This window comes from Filimonas lacunae, from assembly GCF_002355595.1.
GTDB classification, from domain to species: domain Bacteria; phylum Bacteroidota; class Bacteroidia; order Chitinophagales; family Chitinophagaceae; genus Filimonas; species Filimonas lacunae.
This window is the reverse complement of record NZ_AP017422.1, coordinates 3,463,971-3,484,162: the sequence shown is the minus strand read 5'-3', so window position 1 is coordinate 3,484,162 and position 20,192 is coordinate 3,463,971. Positions and strand designations below refer to the sequence as shown.

The window sequence follows — 20,192 nt, the reverse complement described above, 5'->3', positions numbered from 1 at the left end:
TTTATAACAATGATCGCTATTTCTTATCCTATTTATGTAAACGAAGCTTCGGATAACGTGCGGGTATTACACCAGGCGTTAGAAGCATTGGGCTTTCCGTCAGATGCATCCGAAATAAAAAAAGGTATTGCAGGAGAGGTCACTTTAAAAATGGTGCGTGCCCTGCAGGAACATTATACGGTTCGTTATCATGCCGACCTCGTGATAGATGAAGCTACCGCCCTTCTGATTAATGAAGAGCTAAAAGTAAGAGGATTACTGGACGAAGAACAGCCTGTATTAAAAGTCTACGGTATAGTACGCGACGAATACGGACGGCTATTAAATGAGGTAAGGGTGCAGGCGTTTGATCGCGACCTGCGTAAGGAAGAACTGTTGGGCGAGACATATCCCAAAGAAGGACGTTACGAAATACAGTACCGGAAGGAGCAGTTTATTCGCATAGAAAAAGGTGCTGCCGATATAGTGGTAAAAGTGCTGGATGCCAATGGGGGCGAATTGTATAAATCAGCCATCTTTTATAACGCGTCAGAAGCGCTGGAAGTAAACGTAAATGTAAAGGGAAATGAATACAAAGGAGCTTGTGAATGGGATGCGCTGGAAGCCGCCCTTACCCCACTGCTGGAAGGCCTATCGCCGTTGGAGCTAAGAGAAGATGAGAAGCACCAGGATGTTAGTTTTTTATCCGGCGAAACCGGTTTTAGCCAGTTACAGATAGGCATGTGGATAGTGAGCTATCATATGGCTGAAAAAACAAAACGGGAAGACACACCACTGGAAGCACCGGTGTTTTACGGCTTTATACAACAGGGGCAGCCGGCTGTGTGGTATGAAGGTTTATTGCTGGATTTGCAGGTGCCCGAACGCATGGAGTTGTTAAAAGACAAGCTACTGGAAAATTTAACGCTCATTAGTAAAGACCTGCAGGCGCAGGCGCTGCAAAAGGCGTTAACAGAGAATATTATACCTGCCGAAATAAAAGCAGCTATAGAAAAGATACTGGAAATATTGCAGCAGATAAAACTACGCTATGCAGCCAAAACCATTATAGGAGGGGGTAAAGGTACCATCGGGCAACTGCTGGAACTGACGCCGGAACTGGCCAAAGACCAGACGAAGTTTATGGCTGCATTCACTACATTCGAAGGCCCCTTATCTACCTTCTGGAAGCAACTGGAAACAGAGAATGTTTTTGATAAAGAAGTCGTGAGAGATGCCAGGCTGAACTTTCAACTGGGTGCATTGGTACGCAACCATATTCCCCTGGTAGCCGCTTTAAACCAGAAATTCAAAGCCAACGAATTAACCGCCAAACGCCAGCTGGCCAAACTGGATAAAAACGATTGGATAGCCCTGTTAAAAGAAAAAACCATTGCGGGCGAAACAATAGGCATACCCGGCAATATGGATGGCGATACAGAGGAAGAGAAATACGCTGAATTTGGCACTATACTGGAACGTACCTGGGAGCGCGCTTACCCTACCACTGCCTTTAGTGCGCGCCTGGAAAAAAATGAAAAAAGCCCGCTGGCCGCCAGGCAGGAAGTGGCACAGTTTTTAAATGCCAATCCCGAATTTTACCTCGATCGTTACCGTATCGATCATTACCTTGCGAAAAACGAAGGCGCCTTAAAAGAGGTAAAAGACAAAGAAGGCCTGCTCAACGATTTAAAATCCATACAGCGTGTATTTAAACTGAATGCCACTTACAAGGCAGTTGACACGCTTATGTCGCAAAACATTGTTTCGGCCCAGCAAATTTACTTTATGGGGCGCGAGCAGTTTGTGGCCACCTTAAAAGACACCGGCATTAATAAACTGGAAAGCAAAAAAATATACCAGAAAGCCGAGAACACCTATGCATTGGCCTTACACTATTTTGGCAACTATAACGTGGCACTCAATGGCCTTACTCCGCTTGGGGTGCCGGATGTATCCGGTATTATTGCCGGATTGGGTAAGCTGGGTAATTTAACAGGCATCGCCCCGGCCAATAACAGCCTGCCTAACCTGCAAACCCTGTTTGGTTCGCTGGATTATTGCGAAGTAACTGAGTGCCGTTCCGTATACAGTGCTGCTGCCCATTACGTGGACATATTGCGCTTTTTAGGAGAGCGTAACACCAATGGAACAGGAGCACATGCCGGTAAAAAAGTAAAGCAGGTGTTGCTGGAACGCAGGCCCGACCTGGGAGATATAGAACTGAGTTGCGAAAACACCAATACGCCACTGCCTTATATCGACCTGGTAAATGAAATTCTGGAAGATATAGTGTCGCCCCTGGCACCCATTACCTTGAATGCTGCTATTGAAGCCGACCTGGCAGCAGGTACCATCAAAACCAGTGTAAGGAATGAACTGGCACAAAAACAATTATCCATTGATAGCGATGCATTGGTATATGCGCCTGATAGCCGCAACCGTTGGGTGATCAGAGATAAACAACGTTCGTACCAGGTGTTTAAACAGGTTACCCAGCTGGTGTTGCTGCCTTCCAAACAAACCCACCTTACGGCTGCCGAACTACGCGCCAATCCGGAATACACGAACTCTGCAGCGTATGATAAATTATCCAAAGCGGTGTTTCCGTTTGGCTTGCCTTATAACCTGGGGTATGTGCAGTCTGCCGCTTACCTGAACCACCTGGGCGTGGCACAGCCGAAGTTGTTTGAACTGTTTCAGCAAAAGCAGGCCGATAATGTTACGTTAGCGCCCACACTGGTGCAGATTGACAGCGCCTGGCTGGGCATAGCGGAAACAGAAAGAAAAATTATTACAGCCACGCTGGCTGGCAAGCAATCCTGGGATTTCTGGGGCCTGGTAGAAAACGGCAACAACCTGGTGCACCCGGAAACGCCTGCCGATGCCACCACCCATGTTACCGGTAGCTGGATACAGGTGTTAAGCAATGTATCTGTTATGCTGCACCGCACTGGGCTTTCTTATAAAGCGCTGCTGCAATTGCTGGATATGCAGTTTATAAACCCTAATGGCAGTATTTTCATTAACGACAATGCCGATGCTAATGCCGCCAACTGCGATACCACCCGCTTTACTATTGTAGGGCTTACACAGGATGCCTTGAACCGCATTCATCGTTTTATAAGACTGTGGCGGCGCTTGCAATGCTCCATGTGGGAGCTGGATATGATGCTGCCTGATGGGAATGCGGATGCTGCTGTTACAGATAAGCAATTAACCGATGCCGTATTACAGGATATTTCGCGCATGCAACGTATACGCGAAAAACTGGGCTTAGACTGGCCAGTGGTGCAGGCGTTGTTTACCGGCATAGGGCATACGGCTTATGCAGACAGAAGCAAAACAGAAGCACCTGCTATTCAAACCCTGTATCAGCAACTGTTTCGCAACAAGCTGGTAGATGCCACTACTGTATTCCCCGAAAGCCCCGCCCAGTTATTCGGCCCTATTGGTGGAGATTTGGCCACCTCCATTCCCGATAAAATACCCGGCATACTGGCTGCCTTCCGTATTACAGAAGAAGATGTGAACCTGATACTGGAACATTTAGCATTGACTGTTACCAGTACGTTGAGCTGGGAGGTGTTGAATAAGATATATCGCATTACCATATTAAGCAAAGGACTATCCTTCACTACCGATCAGTTGTTACGATTGATCCGGTTATCCGGTACCAATCCATTCACCAGCCCGGCCAATGCTTTAGCGTTGATAGAGCTGGCAGACAATATCGTAGCTTCCGGTTTTTCTATCTGGGAAGTGGATTACCTGCTGGCGCATCAATATAAAGTAAACGGCGGCATTGCACTGGAAGACAAAGCCATTGTAAATGCTTTAAAAGCCATTCGAGAAGGGTTGCATGCCCTTATAGAAGATCTGAGTATAAAGCCGGAAGAAACACAGGAAGAATACATTAAAAGTAAACTGGGACTATTGCCTGCTTTAACCAAAGACAGCGACCAGGTAAAAGCATGGTCAGTGATTAACGGCACCTGGATAGATACGCCAACAGAAACCTACAACACCATCATCGATGCCTACTTTGCGCAGGTAACAGAGGTAACCGTTGCCAAAACCAACCTGGCTGCACCACCGCCAGGAGGAACAGGCATGACTGTTGCCAATCGCTTTGCCTGGTTTCAGCCTGTGTTACAGGGCTACCTGTTGCAAACAAAAAAAGAGATTTTCATTAAACAAAAGATAGCGGAGCTGTTACAGCTGGAAGTGCCTGTTGCCGATGCCTTACTTACCCGTTTGCAATTAAGCGGCAACACCATTGCTTTAATTCAGCACCTTAACAGCAGCAACCTGTTGCAACAGCAGTCCAACGGCACTTATACCTTCGACATTAACGAAGCCAATTTTGCCAATGCCTACCAGGCGTTACGCCTGTTGCATAAGAACGGGCTGATTATAAGCAAACTAAAAATAAAACCCGATGAGCTGGCCTGGTGGCTAACCGGCACACATGCCGCAGACATGGGCTGGCCGCATCCCGCACAATTTCCGGTGAGCACAGGCATCACTATTGCACTTACTTCGTGGTTGCAGTTAACCGGCTTCTTTGTATGGAAAAGCGCACTGCCGGTTGCGGAACAAACAGCGTTTGAATTCCTGGATGTGGTGTTAAATGGCAGCTCTACGGCTACTAATTGCATCAATGCACTGTCTTTATTAAGCTCGTGGGAAGTGCAGGACATTAAAGACAGGGTAAACGCCTACCGTTGGGATGTAAAGCAGGAGTTTAAAAAGTCGGCTTCACTGTTAAGGCTCAGCAACGGTTTTGCTGCCTTGAGAAAGCTGGGTGTTAGTGCTGCCCGCGCCATTGCCTGGGCTAAAGCCGAACCCACCTTTGCCGATGCCGAAAGTATTAAACAGGCTGTAAAGGCCCGGTACGACCTGGTTCAGTGGCAGCAGGTGATACAGCCCCTGCAGGATGCTTTTCGCGAACAAAAGCGCGATGCACTGGTAGGATGGTTAACCGCACAAAGCAACCAGTTTTGGATGGATGCCAACGCGCTGTACAGTTATTTTCTGATTGACGTAGAAATGAGTTCGGCAATGCTTACCTCGCGCTTAAAGCAGGCCGTAGCTTCTACCCAGCTGTTTGTGCAGCGTTGTTTAATGAACCTGGAAAAAGACATTATCGTTCGCTCACAAAAAATAGATGCTTCCGATACCCAGGCCGATTCTAAATGGAAACAATGGAAATGGATGAAGTATTACCGGGTATGGGAAGCCAACCGGAAAATATTCCTGTATCCCGAAAACTGGATTGAGCCTGAATTAAGAGATGAGAAATCGCCCTTCTTTACCGAGCTGGAAAATGAGCTGATGCAAAACGATATCACAAAAGATACGGCAGAGCAGGCTTATATCAATTACCTGGAAAAACTGGATAAAGTAAGCAACTTGGAAACAAGGGCTATTTACAAGGAAGTGATCAGTGCCGATGAAGAGATACTGCATGTGATTGGCCGAACCCGCAGCAGTCATTCGCCTGAATATTTTTATCGCAAACGCATTAACCGTGGCAGGTTTACCGCCTGGGAAAAAATAGATCTGGAAATTGAAGGCAATCACCTGGTAATAGGTATTCATAACAGAAGATTGCACTTGTTATGGCCACAGTTTATAGAAAAAGCAGTAGAGCCTACCCAGTTTGCTGTTCCCAGCGCAGGCGGCACAATGAGTCTTTCGCCCGTTCGTTATTGGGAAATAAGGATGTTCTGGAGCGAACTGAAAAAAGGCAAATGGACACCGAGAATATTATCCGAATACCAGAATACATTAAGCCATTCTATGGTAGGAGGTAATAACCTGGACAGGGTTGCTTTCCGGATGCGACAGATACCGAATATCTATGCCAAAATATTTAAAACCAATTACAGCAATAATAAATTCCCTATAGGCAATTACGGTTATCAAAAGCTGGGCAAACAAATTGAAGTGTTTGGACAGGAAGAAGAAGAGGTAAACCCGGAAGGTTTAATTGCACCGGCAAACGGCACCTTTTATTTTAACCTGATAAAGAACGATGGTTATAATACGCCTTTCTATTTCTTCTACGGTTATGGCAGTGTGTGGGTAAATAACGATACCAGGGATTTAACCAATAGCGTTAAAGTGCTGGATACCCCTAAGCAGGCCAACTATACCGTAATAGACAGTAAAGCACAAACACTGGAAAGCAAGGGCACTTTCTTTTACTGGAACAGTGCCCGCAATTATCACGTGGATTATGTCTGGAACGATTCGGCAGCATATACCAGTTCGGGTGTAGGATATGTGAAAAAAGAAAGAGACTTTAAATTTTATATCCATTATCATCCCTTTACCGAGTTGTTTATTAAAGAGTTGAACGTGTGGGGTATCAGTGGTTTGCTGAACAGGCAAATACAGGTAACGCCGCAAAACATACCAGGCAGCCCTGCGTTGTTCAATTTTGCCGATTACCTTCCTACATCGGTTGTGTCTAAAAACTATACACTGCCTAACAAAACCGCATCTTACCCGGTAGAAGATGTTGACTTCAGTTACCTGGGCGGTTATTCGTTGTATAACTGGGAACTGTTTTTTCATGCGCCTTTTCATATTGCCAATAAGCTGGCAAACAACCAGCGCTTTGAAGAAGCATTGGAATGGTATCATTACATCTTTAACCCCACCAACACCGATAATACCGTACAGGATAACGATACGCCACAACAGAAGTTCTGGATAACCAAACCCTTTTACGAAACCACTAAAGCCGATTACTATAAACAGAAAATAGAAAACCTGTTGCTGGAAATAGCCAAAGGGGAATCGGGCGTAATAGAACAGGTAAAAGAATGGCGCGACAATCCGTTTAATCCGCACCTGATAGCGCGTATGCGCACGGTGGCTTATCAGAAAAGTGTGTTGATTAAATACATACAAACACTGATAGCCTGGGGCGATCAGTTGTTTCGCCAAAACACCATTGAAACCATTAACGAAGCCACTCAGCTATATGTAATGGCCGATGCCGTGCTTGGGCCGCGTCCTAAAAGCATTCCTAAAAAAGTAGCCAACCCGGTAAAGACCTACTATCAGTTAGAGAAAGAAGGCGTTGATGCCTTTGGCAACGTGTTGATGGAGGTAGAAAACCTGCTGCCCAACACTTCTTCTTCCGGCACACTGGGCGAAGAAACACCTGAGCTGCCGCACCTGGATGTGCTGTACTTTGGCATTCCCAACAACGATAAGTTATTAACCTTATGGGATACGGTAGCTGACAGGTTATTTAAAATACGCCACAGCATGAATATAGACGGGCTGGTGCAACAACTTCCGTTGTTTGATCCGCCTATCGATCCTGGTGCGCTGGTGCGCGCGGCTGCCGGTGGCCTGGACATCAGTTCTATCTTATCCGATTTAAATGCGCCTTTGCCACTGTACCGGTTCAGCTTTATGATACAACGTGCTTTGGATTTGTGTAGTGAAGTTAAATCGCTGGGCGGGGCTATGCTGGCAGCGCTGGAAAAGAAAGATGCAGAAGCATTTTCTTTACTGCGTTCCAGCCACGAAATATCCATGATGAATGCCGTAAGAAACGTAAAAGCCAAACAGATTAACCTGGCAGTACGTAACTGGGAGGCATTGATAGAAGGGAAAAAAGTAACAGAGGAAAGGCGGGCCCATTATGCCAAACTGGTAAAAGACGGATGGAATGCCGGTGAAATAACTGCATTTGGCTTATCTACTGCCTCTACAGTAATGAGCGCTGCTGTGGCTGCCGGTTACATTATATCAGGTGGCCTTAAATTGATCCCTTCTTTCCTGGTAGGCGCCGCCGGCTTTGGTGGTACACCGGAGGTGTCGGGCAGCTTTGGTGGTCCGCAAGTTGGTAACGGCGCGGAAATGGCGGTTCGTACCCTGGAAACCATTGCTGCTACACTGGATAAAACAGCCTCTTTAATCACCACTGTTTCTGAATATAACAGGCGCGCCGATGAGTGGGACTTCCAGAAACGTCTTGCAGAAAAAGAACTACCGCAGTTAGACAAACAAATAGCCGCTGCCATTATACAAAAACAACTGGCAGATGTAGAACTGGTGAACCACGACAAACAGAAAGAGAACCTGGAGAAAGAGCTGGAGTTTATGACCACCAAGTTCACCAACAAAGAACTGTACGACTGGATGATTAACCAGCTGTCTACCGTATACTTCCAGAGCTACCAACTGGCCTATGATATTGCCAAACGTGCAGAACGTTGCTTCCGGTACGAGCTGGGTTTAAGTGATTCGGGCTATATACAGTTTGGCTATTGGGACAGCCTGAAAAAAGGCCTGCTGTCCGGTGAGAAACTATATTACGATCTGAAACGCCTGGAAACGGCTTACTACGAGCAAAACCGCCGTGAATATGAACTGAGCAAACATATATCGCTGGAACAGTTAGACCCCGTAGCCCTGGTAAAACTGCGCCAGAACGGCGAGTGTATTGTAAACGTGCCTGAGCTGGTATATGATATGGATTATCCTGGTCATTATTTCAGACGTGTAAAAGCTGTAAGCTTATCCATTCCCTGCATTACAGGCCCTTATACTACTATTGCCTGCACGCTTACCCTCACCAGCAACCACCTGAGAAAAGATTCCACCTTGCTGGGCGGTAAATACGAGCGTGATCTTACTATCGACGATCCACGCTTCAGAGATGAAACATCCCTGATACAATCTATCGCCACCAGCTCGGCGCAAAACGACAGTGGCATGTTTGAACTGGATTTTCGCGACGACCGCTATCTGCCCTTTGAAGGCGCAGGCGCTATTGGCACCTGGCACATTAAAATAAACAAACATTTCCAGCAGTTTGATCCCGCTACTATCTCTGATGTGATATTACATGTGCACTACACCGCCAGGGAAGGAGGGGATGCCCTGAAAACAGAAGTGGTGAAAGACTTTAATCAGAAGTTGAACGCACTGGGCCTGGCGGAGAACAAAAAAGGTTTATTCCGCGTGTATGATATCAGAAAGGAATTTTCTTCACAATGGTATCAATTCATGCACCCGGCGAATAACACCGACGACCAGGAGCTGGTGCTGGAAAACCTGCAGCAGCGCCTGCCTTATTATACCAGGGGCTTTGCTAATAAAAAGGTATCTAAAATAGAATTGGTAGCCTTGCTGAAAGACAGTGCTAAAACCTACAAAATAATGCTGTCGCCAGTAGGTACTACTCCGGGCGATTACCTCACACTATCTGCCGGCGGCACTTACCAGGGTTTGAACAGTGTGTTAAAAGACCTTACCGGCAACGAAGTAAACCTGAACTCCTGGACGGTAAAAATTCAGGAAGACGGGGCCACCGATTTTAAATCACTGCCGGCAGATGCTATTACAGAACTCTTTTTAATCATTAATTACGCTATCAGCTAATGTTTACAGAAACAGAAATACAGGCACTGGTAAATAAAATAGTGCAACGTATACAGCCGGAAAAGGTGATTGTGTTTGGCTCGTATGCCAAAGGCACCGCCACGTACAAAAGCGATCTGGATTTATTTGTGATAAAAGACACGTACTTGCCACCATCCTCACGGGCACTGGAAGTGCGGCCTTTGTTGTCGCAGTTATTATTGAAGGTAGACGTGCATGTATACACGCCGGAGGAGGTGGAAGTATATATTGCCGAGCAATATTCCTTTGTCTATTCTGTAATGAAGACAGGGAAGGTATGGTACGATAAAAGCAAGGCAGCTGTATAGATAACATAGCTGTAGCGGAAATTTAAAAAGAAGGCGTCTCCCGGGTAACAGGAGACGCCTTTTTCATGCTATTAGGCAATTTTCCGGATAACATTGCAGAAAAATCTATCATCGCTTTCCTGGTAAAAACCAACGGTTAAGTGAGGGACACTTTCCGGTAAATGTAGACAGGCCTATGCCGCCGGATAACCGGTTGCTGGTAGATAGAAAGCAGGTAGGTATGTACAGGCTGGTATTGCTGGGCGTGTTGCCTGGTGCTATCGCCTTATTTGCAGTGGTGCTGCTGTTGAGGAGACGAAGGAATTAAAGTGTTTTATAGTTATAGATGGGAAGCCCGCAGTGATGTGGGCTTTTCTGTTTCTTCTATTTTAATTAATACTTTGATTACGCAACAGGTTCATTTCCTCCGTCGGACTTACTATATTAAGTCTGATGACCACCTCTATAAAATACAGACTTATCAAAGGGTTCTGTTTGCAGCAGCCATTGCTGGGGAATGGCCGAAGCTCCGGTTTGCAAAACAACGATACTGCCAATGATGGCACAGATAGTATCCCTGTCGCCCAGCCCGCTTACACCTGTCCAGATAGCTTCGGAAAAGGAAGTCAGGTGGTGGGCAGCGCACCAGAGTGCAAAGGGCACCGTGTCCTGCGCTGTTAACCGGGTGCCGTTACCTAATATAGCTGTAATGGTGCGTATGTCGTAATCAGCAGGCAGGGTAGCGGCTTTTTTAAGCAATTGCTTTACCTCTCCATTGGGTGTATGTTCTATTATAAAGGCAAAAAACTCCTCCGGTGGTAATGTCTGGTTATTCACTCCGGAACGTGTACAAATACATGCAGCCAGTGCCACCGCAATGGCACCTGCAATGGCTTCTGTGTGAAAATGTGTGATCTCTGCCGCCAGGGTGGATTGTTCAATTACCTTATCTGTATTATTATAGAAATAGGCACCGATTAAACCTGAGCGCATAGCAGCGCCGTTGCCCATAGAGCCCATTCCGTCAAATACTGCCTGGCTCACTTGCTGCCAGGGCTTGTTGGCGGCAAAATCGCGTAAAATGCCATGGGCAGTTCCTCCGTATCCCCTGTAGTCGTCCAATAAATAGTTATTGGCAAATTCTTTCGCCAGTGCATCCTGGTTAATATGTTGATGTTGGGCAAGCGTGTTGTAAATGCCAATGCTCATGACTGTATCATCTGTAAAAAGCCAGTTACCTTCCTGTAGTTTTCTGTTTTGTAGCCTTTCGGTGATGATATCCACGGGCCCAAAGAAGGTTTCTCCGAATGCATCCCCAACGGATAAACCCAGCAGGGAAAGTTGGGCCAGCTGTAAAGGCGTACGAGAAGACATGTTTAAAACTGGTTTATGGATGAAAAGGTGAAAAGAGACGAACTGCAATTTACACGGTTTATCCACATTGGTGTTGACTGTTAATAAGATGGCCTGCAAAACGGCGTGTGAATATCCTCGGGCTATTCAGTAAATGCTTCAAATGCACATTCAGTAAGCCTTTGCAAGCGTTTGGGATTCATTTGTTTACAATGATGCTGTGAAAATCGAACAACCTATGCCCTGATCTGCTCATTTGTATTTACTTACAATCAACAGGTTATCCACTCCTATATATCAGGGGAGTTGGAAAAGATGTCGATATCATTTGCGCCACTTTTTTCCGTTTCAATGGGCGGCCTGCTACTTTTACATCCTGATTAAAACGATAGCACGAATGAAACAATACTACTACAAAAAGACGTACAGCGCAGGCGAAGCACAGATTGTATTCTTTAAAGGAACAGAAAGTGATGGCATCTTCCGTAATGTGTTTGGTGCTTTAAGCAGTGCCCGTCCCATGATCAGAAATATTGGTGAATTGTGGACAAACAATGAAATGGTGGTGAATGTGGATAGTGATCTGGGTAACTTTGTTCTGTCGAAAGACATGAGCAATACCTCCTGTATCGTTGCCCGCAAAAATGCCAAATGTATTGAGCAAATAGACCAGTTGCTGGCGGCTGACCCTATGTTTGTGAGGGCTTCCTAATAAGCTAACTGTTTTACAAGATATTTACTGTACCTCAGTAGTGGCTACGACCCTGCTGAGGTTTTGTTTTTGTACAGGGCTGTATTAATATGTTTTTCCCGTTCACCTTCTTTCCTCATTGTTTTCAGTAGCCATTTTCCATCTCCCCGGCAAAAAATATCCCCTCATTTGAAAATTCCGCATTACTTTACGGCATCGTAAACGATTACGGACTTGAAAAAACGTGTTACCATCGCTGATATTGCCAGGGAGCTGAACATTACACCGGCTACAGTGTCCCGTGCCTTATCCAATCATCCTGAAATTAGTGCTGCCACTAAAAAAGTGGTACAGGAAGCGGCGGAAAAGCTTGATTACAACCGTAATAAAATAGCATCTTCTTTACGTTCGGGAAGAACCAACGTGATAGGGGTGCTTATTCCCACGGCCGAGCATATCTTTTTTGGTTCGGTGATACATGGCATCTCCAACATTGCCAGTAAAAACGGGTATGATATATTAATATACCAATCCAACGAATCGCAGCAGTTTGAAAAGAAGGGTATTGATGCCTTTATCAGCGCCCGGGTAGATGGTATCCTCGCTTCCATTGCCAAAGACACTACCGATTTTTCCCACTTTACCTACGCCAAAGCGCAGAATATACCGATAGCTTTTTTTGACAGAGTAAACAATAATCTGGGAATTCCGTCTATTACCATAGACGATTATCGTGGGGCTTACCTGGCAACAGAATCGTTGATTAAAGAAGGGTATACCCGCATTGCTCATATTACCGGGCCACAGCATATACAAACTTTTAAAAACCGGGTAAGAGGTTATCGGGATGCTTTGCAAGATTATCAATTGCCTGCATTAGAGGAATGGGTGTATGAAGGCAATGTGTCTGTAGAAGCAGGACGAGAGGGAGCAAGTGTGTTGTTGAGTCTTACTAATCCGCCTGATGCTATTGTAGCAGTAGAAGACTTTACGGCATTAGGGGTACTGAAAGAATTAAAGCAAAGGAATATTCCCGTGCCGCAACAGTTTGGTGTGTTTGGGTTTTGTAACGATATGTTTGGCGAGCATATTACCCCTTCTTTATCTACTATAGATCAGCAAACGGTGTTGATGGGAGAAGAGGCTTTTAAAATGATGCATGAACTGATACAATATAATGGGGCCGCTACGGGTGTATTAAGCAAGGTGCTGCAGCCGATACCGGTTATCAGAGAGTCGTCCCGTAAAACCAGTAAACCGTAATTTTTTAAACAAATACCGTAATCGATTACGGTGTCAAAGTATAATACAATCACCAATGAGTTACCAACCTTCTAAAGAACGTTATCAGCACATGGAGTATCGCCGTTGTGGTCATTCCGGGTTAAAGCTGTCGGCTTTTTCACTGGGACTGTGGCACAACTTCGGCCATGTAAACAATTATGAAAACAGCCGCCAGCTGATTCATACCGCTTTTGATGCAGGCATCACCCATTTCGACCTGGCAAATAACTACGGGCCGCCACCCGGTTCCGCAGAAGAAAACTTTGGTAAAATACTGAAGCAGGATCTGCAGGACTACCGGGATGAGCTGATCATCTCTTCCAAAGCAGGTTATACTATGTGGGAGGGGCCTTATGGCGACTGGGGTTCTAAAAAGTACCTGGTATCAAGCCTGGATCAGAGTCTGCGCAGAATGCAGCTGGAGTATGTGGATATATTCTATCATCATCGTCCCGATCCGGAAACGCCACTGGAAGAAACCATGTCAGCCTTAGACCTGATCGTTCGTCAGGGTAAAGCATTGTATGTAGGTGTTTCCAATTACCGCCCGGCAGAAGCGGCTAAAGCTTTCGCTATCTTAAAGCAACTGGGTACGCCTTGCATTATACACCAACCTAAGTATTCTATGTTCGAGCGTTGGGTAGAAGATGGTTTGCTGGATCTGCTGGAAAAAGAAGGCGTAGGTTGTATTCCATTCTCGCCACTGGCGCAGGGATTATTAACAGATAAGTACCTACACGGCATACCAGCCGATTCCAGGGTGGCAACCAGCGGCATCTTCCTGAAAGAAAGCCATATTACGCCGGAGCGGATTGAGAAAATAAGCAAATTAAATGCAATAGCACAGCAAAGAGGTCAGAAGCTGGCGCAGATGGCCTTGGCCTGGCTGTTACAAAACAAAAGAGTGACTTCTGTTTTAATAGGTGCAAGCAAACCTGAGCAAATTACCGATTCCATTCAGGCGCTGAGTAACACCAGCTTTAGCGAAGCAGAACTGGCAGCTATTGAAACCATTTTGCAAACCCCAGGCGCTTAAAATATGATACAAATACAAAAGTATATAGCGGGCATATTGGCCTGCTGCGTGGTGGCCGCTGCGTCTGACGTACAGGCACAGTCGCACCGAAATACCAGCTTTGATAACGACTGGCGTTTCTTAAAAGGAGATACCACTAATGCAGAAAAAGAGAGCTTTAGCGATGCAGGCTGGCGTAAGCTGGATGTGCCACATGATTGGAGTATTGAAGGGCTTTATGATAAAAACAATCCCACTGCACGTGGCGGTGGCTACCTGCCTGCCGGTGTGGGCTGGTACCGTAAGTCGTTTACCGTAGAAGAAGGTACTGAAAAGCAATTGCACCTGTTGCAGTTTGATGGTGTAATGGCTAACAGTGATGTATGGATTAACGGTGTGCATTTAGGTAAAAGACCTTTTGGGTATAGCTCTTTTGTATATGACCTTACTCCACACCTGCACACAGGAAAGGGAAAGGTGAATGTGGTAGCCGTGCGGGCAGATAATACTATTCAACCGGCATCCCGCTTTTACACCGGCGCGGGCATTTACAGGCATGTGCATTTGATTACCGTAAACCCGGTTCATTTTGCACAATGGGGTACGGTAGTGACTACGCCTGTTGCTACTGCCGCCACTGCTACCGTACAGGTAAAGACAGCTATTGAAAACACGGGCAATAAAAGTGGAGACTACATTATAGAAGTAGGTGTGCTAGATGCTGCGGGCAAAACCCTGAAAACGGTGAGTGTGAAGCAAACGGTTGCTGCTGGCGCTACTGCTGAACCTATGCAAAATATAGAAGTAAGCAAGCCTGCTTTATGGGATATAGACAATCCCAACCTGTATAAAGTAGTTACGCGGATCCTGTCTGGCAAAACGGTAATAGATGAGCAAACCATTCCGTTCGGTATCAGAACTGCCCGTTTTGATGCAGCTACCGGCTTTTGGTTGAATGATAAAAACTATAAGATAAAAGGCGTGTGCCTGCACCACGATGGTGGCGCTGTAGGCGCTGCTGTTCCTTTAGATGTATGGAAGCAACGCCTGTCTTTATTAAAGCAGGTAGGGGTGAATGGTATCCGTACTTCACACAATCCTGTTGCACCCGAGTTCCTGGATTTATGCGACCAGATGGGCTTTGTGGTGATGGATGAAACATTCGATACCTGGACGGCAGCAAAGAATAACGGTGAAAAAGGCTACAACCTTTACTGGGCGGATTGGTGGCAAAAAGATACGCATGATATGGTAGTGCGCGACCGTAATCACCCCAGCGTGGTGATATACAGCGTGGGCAATGAGATACATGATAACCTCAATAGCCCCGAAGGCTTCAAAAAGTACAAAGACCAACAGGATCTGGTACATCAGCTGGATGGCACGCGTCTTGTTACCATGGCGCTGTTTCGTCCGGCCAACTCTAAAGTGTATACCAATGGTTTTGCCGAAACAATGGACGTAGTAGGACAGAACTATCGTGAAAACGAACTGGTAGCCGCACATGAAGCGCATCCTGACTGGAAAGTGATTGGCACTGAAAACACCCATGTATTAAACATGTGGCTGGCCCTGCGGGATAAACCTTATATGGCTGGTCAGTTTTTATGGACAGGCTTTGACTATCTGGGTGAAGCCGATTGGCCTGAAACCACCAATAACCAGGGCTTGTTTGATCGTGCCGGTAACTGGAAGCAACAAGCGTTACAACGCGAAAGCTGGTGGAGTGATAAGCCTGTAGTACACATCGTAAGAAAATCGGATAACGCCGGTGCGGGTACCTGGGTGGCCAACTGGACGCCTACCGATTTTGATACGTACGATAATGCCAAAGTGCAGGTATATAGCAATTGCGATGAGGTAGAACTGTTCCTCAATGGCAAATCATTAGGCGCATTACCCAAACCCGCTAACGATGCCCCACGCGATTGGGATGTGACTTTTGAAAAAGGTACTATCAAAGCAGTCGGTAAAAACAAAGGCAAAGAAGTGGCAACGGAGTCGTTCACATCTGCCGGTGCCCCGGCACGTATTGTGCTTACCGCCAATGCGCCTTCTATTGCGCATAACTGGGATGCTGTAACGTATATTACCGCTACACTGGTAGATGCGGATGGCATACCTTGCCCCAATGCAGACAATCATTTACAATTTTCTATTAGCGGCCCTGCTGCTATAATAGCGGTGGACAATGGTAATATCATCAGCCATGAACCTTACCAGGCAACCAGCAGGCAGGCCTTTCAGGGCAAAGCCGTTGCGTTGGTAAAAGCCGCCAAAGGAAGTGGTAAAGTTGTAATAGAAGCTGTGGCAGAAGGATTACAAAAAGGAACTGTAACGGTAGAGGTGACTCCCTGATAACAGGAACTTATAAATGGCAAAAGGGTGTGTCAAACTATTGATACACCCTTTTGCTTTAGGGAATAGTATGGCATAGATAGAGTTGCAATATATAAGTGTAGGCTAAAGGATGGAATAACAGAGTGGGGGCAAAGTAACAGTTGTCCGGTAGATACAATATTACAATCGGATAAAAAGGTATTACATCTCAATACGTGTATCCGGTAATTTTGAATCCTTAACGATTGTTGTTATTCATCAAAATTACCCGTATGGAAAAATGCACTGAAAAGCGCTTCCTTTTTGTATTCTCCTTCTTATTAGTATGCTGTGCTGCCGCATTAACAGCCTGTCATAAATCAGATAGCGGCGCGGAATCTACTTCCACTACTACAGGCGATTCCGTTTCCACTTTTAAAACAGTGGGATTAGGAAATGGCGTAAATATCCAACCCTCTTATTACAACGGAGGTAACCCCAATTTTGCCTGGTCACTTATGAAGCAGCAAACCAATATTAAAACGGTGCGCATTGAGATAGAACCTGGTTACGAAACGCAGGCCAAAACCTGGATTGCCAATGCCAAAAGCAATGGCTATGGGGTCATTGCCACCTATCATAAAGCAACGGTGCTGGGTTCGGATAATACGGCGGACCTGAACGCTGCCGCCAACTGGTGGGTAGCCAACTATGCCAGCCTTGCTGCTGCTGGTTCTTTTACCGTGAACCTGATGAACGAATGGGGGAGTCATAACCTCACCGCCAATGCTTATGCCAGTGCTTATAATGCCACTATTACCACTTTACGTAAAGTGTATTCAGGTACTGTTATTATTGACATACCCGGCTGGGGACAGGAAACGGCCATTGCCGCCGCAGCAGCCAAAGGATACAATGGCGGCACTAAAATAACAGATGGCAATTACGTGCTTTCTGCCCATATATATCCAGGTGCCTGGAACCAGGCAAAGGGGCGCTATGTAAACACCAGTGATTTAGATGATATGGCCAGTGGAGGTGTGCCTTGTATGATAGGAGAGTTTGGTAATTCCGGTGGATCGGGCGCGGACTGGTCGGGCATTGTAGATTATGCCAAAGCAAAAGGCTGGACCATATTAGGCTGGTGTTGGAATGGGGATGGCGGCACTATGAATATGGTTACGCCGTCCTGGGCTAGTAATGGCAGCGCTACTTCTTTTAGTCTTAGCTCTTACTTTAGTGTGGTGTACGCTAAGTTGTAATTGTTATCCTGATGTCATAAGTGTACACTAAGTATATGTTACAGACAATAAAAAGTTCAGGCAACAAAAAGGCTGGTGACGGCAGCAAAACGCCACTGCCATCACTAGCCAGTAATTACCTCTTTTTTATAATCAATACTTTTATTGTTTATTCAGCAGCGGTATCGTTGGTGTAAACAAAACAGCATCCTGCAAATCAGCAAAAGGTGGCGGTACGCTACCGGGTTGATAGAATATATAACTAATCGTGCCGGCAGAACCGCTGCCGGTTTTGGGCGTCAGTGTCCATGTTGCATATACTGTCCGATCGTAATAAGTAGTATTGGCAGATGCCGATACTGCACAAATGTCGGAAGTGCTGGAATAGGAAAAGATAAAGCCGTTACCACTGGAAACAGGCCCGCTTGAAAACTTATATCCAGCTGGTGCATAAACAGTATAAGAACCACCGGAAACTGGAAAGTTAATGGTAGTTTGTGCATAAGTGCTGGCGCCCAGCGCAGTTGCTACTACCAAAAAAAGTGAAAGGAATAGTGATTTCATTTTGTGTTTGTTTAGGTTTTGAATAATTACCTAATTTCCACTATTACCTTCTTTTATAGTAGATACATCTTAACCATGTAGCAACGAATTTTGACCATTTGCCGGTTTACCCTGGTAGAGTAATTTTTTAAAGATAAAACCTAACAGTTAAACCCGGCTCTGAATGCCTGCGGAGATAAGCTGGTCTTTGCTTTGAATAGCTTGCTGAACGATTGAGGATGGGTAAAGCCCAGTTCATAGGCTACTTCGCTTACCGATAAGCTGCTGGTAGATAATTTTTCCTTTGCTTTTTCTATTAGTTTGTTGTGTATATGCTGTTGGGTGTTTTGCCCGGTGAGTGTTTTCAGCAAACCGCTCAGGTAATTGGGCGAAATATTCATTTGTTCAGCCACGTAAATAACAGTGGGCAGGCCTTGTTTGTCCAGTTCTTCACTGTTGAAACAGGCGGAAAGTACATCTTCCAAACGGTCTAATACTTTATGGTTGCTTACCTTACGGGTAATGAACTGGCGGTGGTAGAAACGTTCGGTATAGGTAAGCAGTAATTCTATCTGGGCTATGATCACACTTTGGCTAAATTGATCTACGTTGGAGCGGCACTCTTCGTCAATGTTTTCCATAATGCTGATCAGTTGCTTTTCCTCCTTGAGAGAAAGAAACAGCGCCTCGTTTACTTTATAATCAAAGAACTCATATTTTTTGATGGTTTTGGCCAGGGGCGTATTCCATAGAAAATCGGGATGGATCAACAGGTTCCATCCCGTAAATATTTGTTCTTTTTCTTGTGTAGCGTCCCACTCAATGCGCAGCAGTTGTCCTGGCGACATACAGAACAGGATGCCTTCATCAAAATCATAATCCTGCTGACCATATTTCATCTTCACAAAATTATTCCGCTTAATGGCGATGGAATAAAAATCCATGATCCTGCTGATCGGTGCTGTATACTGTCGTTTCGCATCCTCAAACCTGGCCACACTCACCAGCGGGTGAGCAGGCTGGGGCAGTTCCATAAACTGATGGAAAGCGCTGATGGTTTTAATGCGTATGAGTTGCTGAGCGGCCATGATACTATAAATTTACCCCTGTTGATAGGCCGCAGCAAATTCTTTTACAAAGTCCTGCAGTTTTACTTTACCCAGGGCAGGTGGATGCTTTTCATAGTCGCTGGCCAATAATCCGCTATGAATAGCTGCGTTCAGTTCTACCAGTAGTCCGGCAGCAGCCGGTGGCATGCCGTGTTCCAGCAGGTTATTTTTTACCTGTTCATCAGTGAAGGTGAGCCAGGTAAGGTCAGGTTTGCCAATGGCTTCTCCTATTATGCGGGCTACTTCATTACATGTTTTTTCATCACTGGCAATGTAGCGGACTTTGTTTTGCGGTGTAGCGTTCGTCAGTTCTTCAGCCGCCGCTGCTGCAATGTCTAAAGGCGATACCATCACCAGTTTATCTTCACCGCCATAGTTGGACCCCATGAAGTCCTGCGCTTTAATCATGCCCGTGAATTGGTACAGGTTATAGTAGAAGTAGCCGGGCCGCAGCAGGGTAATGGTAATGTTATCCAGTGCAGTCAAAATTCCTTCCGCCTGATGCGATCCCCCAATAATGCCGGACCCTTTTTCGAGGTCTGCTCCGTAGCTGCTCAGGTATACAAGGTGTGGTACATTGGCGGCTTTCGCGGCTTTGGCATAGGCAAGTGCTACATGGCGGTAATAACCAATCAGGTCCGAAGCTGCATAATTAGGTGGCGTCATTGCGTAAACGGCATCTGCTCCGGCAAACGCTGCTGTTAAAAATGCGGCATCTTCCACCGAGCCAATGGCCGCTTTTGCGCCCAGGGCTTCAATATCCTGTTGTTTTGCGGCCTGGCTGCTGATGATGGCAACATCATGTCCCTGCCTGATCAGTTCTGATGCAAGTGGCTTGCTGATGTTGCCTAATGAACCTGTTACAATAATTTTCATACTTCTGTTGCTTTGACTACACAAAGGTCCCGGGTAATTTGTAAGCAGGCATCACCAAAT

General features: G+C 45.9%; 12 protein-coding genes. 8 read left to right on the top strand and 4 right to left on the bottom strand.

The window, feature by feature from the left end; all coding sequences use genetic code 11:
• Positions 1-9 precede the first annotated feature (9 nt).
• The 3 genes from FLA_RS13830 to FLA_RS31955 all read left to right on the top strand — a co-directional run bounded on the left by FLA_RS13830 (position 10) and on the right by FLA_RS31955 (position 10,029).
• Positions 10-9,393, top strand: a complete 9,384-nt coding sequence (locus FLA_RS13830; protein ID WP_076378340.1) for a Tc toxin subunit A-related protein — start codon at positions 10-12, stop codon at positions 9,391-9,393.
• Positions 9,393-9,722, top strand: coding sequence for a nucleotidyltransferase domain-containing protein (locus FLA_RS13825; RefSeq protein ID WP_076378342.1), 330 nt, complete (start codon positions 9,393-9,395; stop codon positions 9,720-9,722). Before FLA_RS13830 ends, FLA_RS13825 begins: the two co-directional genes overlap by 1 nt.
• Positions 9,723-9,897: 175 nt before the next feature.
• Entirely contained in the window at positions 9,898-10,029 is a 132-nt protein-coding gene (locus FLA_RS31955; RefSeq protein ID WP_262495933.1) for a hypothetical protein, read from the top strand.
• A gap of 116 nt (positions 10,030-10,145) precedes the next feature.
• Here FLA_RS31955 and FLA_RS13820 read toward each other — a convergent pair whose 3' ends face one another.
• A complete protein-coding gene (locus FLA_RS13820; RefSeq protein ID WP_076378344.1) occupies positions 10,146-11,075 on the bottom strand; it encodes an ADP-ribosylglycohydrolase family protein in 930 nt (309 codons plus the stop codon).
• A gap of 376 nt (positions 11,076-11,451) precedes the next feature.
• Between FLA_RS13820 and FLA_RS13815 the strand changes: the two genes are divergently transcribed.
• The 5 genes from FLA_RS13815 (at position 11,452) to FLA_RS13795 (ending at position 17,625) form a co-directional block, all read left to right on the top strand.
• Complete coding sequence (locus tag FLA_RS13815) at positions 11,452-11,766, top strand: hypothetical protein (protein WP_076378346.1); 315 nt, start codon at positions 11,452-11,454, stop codon at positions 11,764-11,766.
• A 213-nt stretch (positions 11,767-11,979) separates the two neighbouring features.
• Positions 11,980-13,008: a LacI family DNA-binding transcriptional regulator gene (locus tag FLA_RS13810; protein ID WP_076378348.1), complete on the top strand. Its 1,029-nt coding sequence runs from the start codon at positions 11,980-11,982 to the stop codon at positions 13,006-13,008.
• A 55-nt stretch (positions 13,009-13,063) separates the two neighbouring features.
• The gene (gene mgrA / locus FLA_RS13805; RefSeq protein WP_076378350.1) at positions 13,064-14,065 is read left to right on the top strand and encodes an L-glyceraldehyde 3-phosphate reductase; all 1,002 of its coding nucleotides are present in this window, start codon (positions 13,064-13,066) and stop codon (positions 14,063-14,065) included.
• A 3-nt stretch (positions 14,066-14,068) separates the two neighbouring features.
• A complete protein-coding gene (locus FLA_RS13800) occupies positions 14,069-16,402 on the top strand; it encodes a glycoside hydrolase family 2 TIM barrel-domain containing protein (RefSeq protein ID WP_076378352.1) in 2,334 nt (777 codons plus the stop codon).
• Between the two features lie 254 nt (positions 16,403-16,656).
• Positions 16,657-17,625: a glycoside hydrolase family 5 protein gene (locus FLA_RS13795; protein WP_076378354.1), complete on the top strand. Its 969-nt coding sequence runs from the start codon at positions 16,657-16,659 to the stop codon at positions 17,623-17,625.
• A 141-nt stretch (positions 17,626-17,766) separates the two neighbouring features.
• On the opposite strand, the gene FLA_RS13790 is transcribed toward FLA_RS13795, so the two are convergent.
• From FLA_RS13790 to FLA_RS13780, 3 genes are all read right to left on the bottom strand, one after another.
• Entirely contained in the window at positions 17,767-18,168 is a 402-nt protein-coding gene (locus FLA_RS13790) for a hypothetical protein (RefSeq protein WP_076378356.1), read from the bottom strand.
• A 140-nt stretch (positions 18,169-18,308) separates the two neighbouring features.
• Entirely contained in the window at positions 18,309-19,235 is a 927-nt protein-coding gene (locus tag FLA_RS13785) for a helix-turn-helix domain-containing protein (RefSeq protein ID WP_076378358.1), read from the bottom strand.
• Positions 19,236-19,247: 12 nt separating this feature from the next.
• Positions 19,248-20,132, bottom strand: coding sequence for an NmrA family NAD(P)-binding protein (locus tag FLA_RS13780; protein ID WP_076378360.1), 885 nt, complete (start codon positions 20,130-20,132; stop codon positions 19,248-19,250).
• Positions 20,133-20,192: the final 60 nt, after the last annotated feature.

Bases quoted from the DNA above. Each gene is read 5' to 3' on its own strand.
- FLA_RS13830 (WP_076378340.1), top strand. From the start codon at position 10: ATGATCGCTATTTCTTATCCTATTTATGTAAACGAAGCTTCGGATAAC.
- FLA_RS13825 (WP_076378342.1), top strand. From the start codon at position 9,393: ATGTTTACAGAAACAGAAATACAGGCACTGGTAAATAAAATAGTGCAA.
- FLA_RS31955 (WP_262495933.1), top strand. From the start codon at position 9,898: ATGCCGCCGGATAACCGGTTGCTGGTAGATAGAAAGCAGGTAGGTATG.
- FLA_RS13820 (WP_076378344.1), bottom strand. From the start codon at position 11,075: ATGTCTTCTCGTACGCCTTTACAGCTGGCCCAACTTTCCCTGCTGGGT.
- FLA_RS13815 (WP_076378346.1), top strand. From the start codon at position 11,452: ATGAAACAATACTACTACAAAAAGACGTACAGCGCAGGCGAAGCACAG.
- mgrA (WP_076378350.1), top strand. From the start codon at position 13,064: ATGAGTTACCAACCTTCTAAAGAACGTTATCAGCACATGGAGTATCGC.
- FLA_RS13800 (WP_076378352.1), top strand. From the start codon at position 14,069: ATGATACAAATACAAAAGTATATAGCGGGCATATTGGCCTGCTGCGTG.
- FLA_RS13795 (WP_076378354.1), top strand. From the start codon at position 16,657: ATGGAAAAATGCACTGAAAAGCGCTTCCTTTTTGTATTCTCCTTCTTA.
- FLA_RS13790 (WP_076378356.1), bottom strand. From the start codon at position 18,168: ATGAAATCACTATTCCTTTCACTTTTTTTGGTAGTAGCAACTGCGCTG.
- FLA_RS13785 (WP_076378358.1), bottom strand. From the start codon at position 19,235: ATGGCCGCTCAGCAACTCATACGCATTAAAACCATCAGCGCTTTCCAT.
- FLA_RS13780 (WP_076378360.1), bottom strand. From the start codon at position 20,132: ATGAAAATTATTGTAACAGGTTCATTAGGCAACATCAGCAAGCCACTT.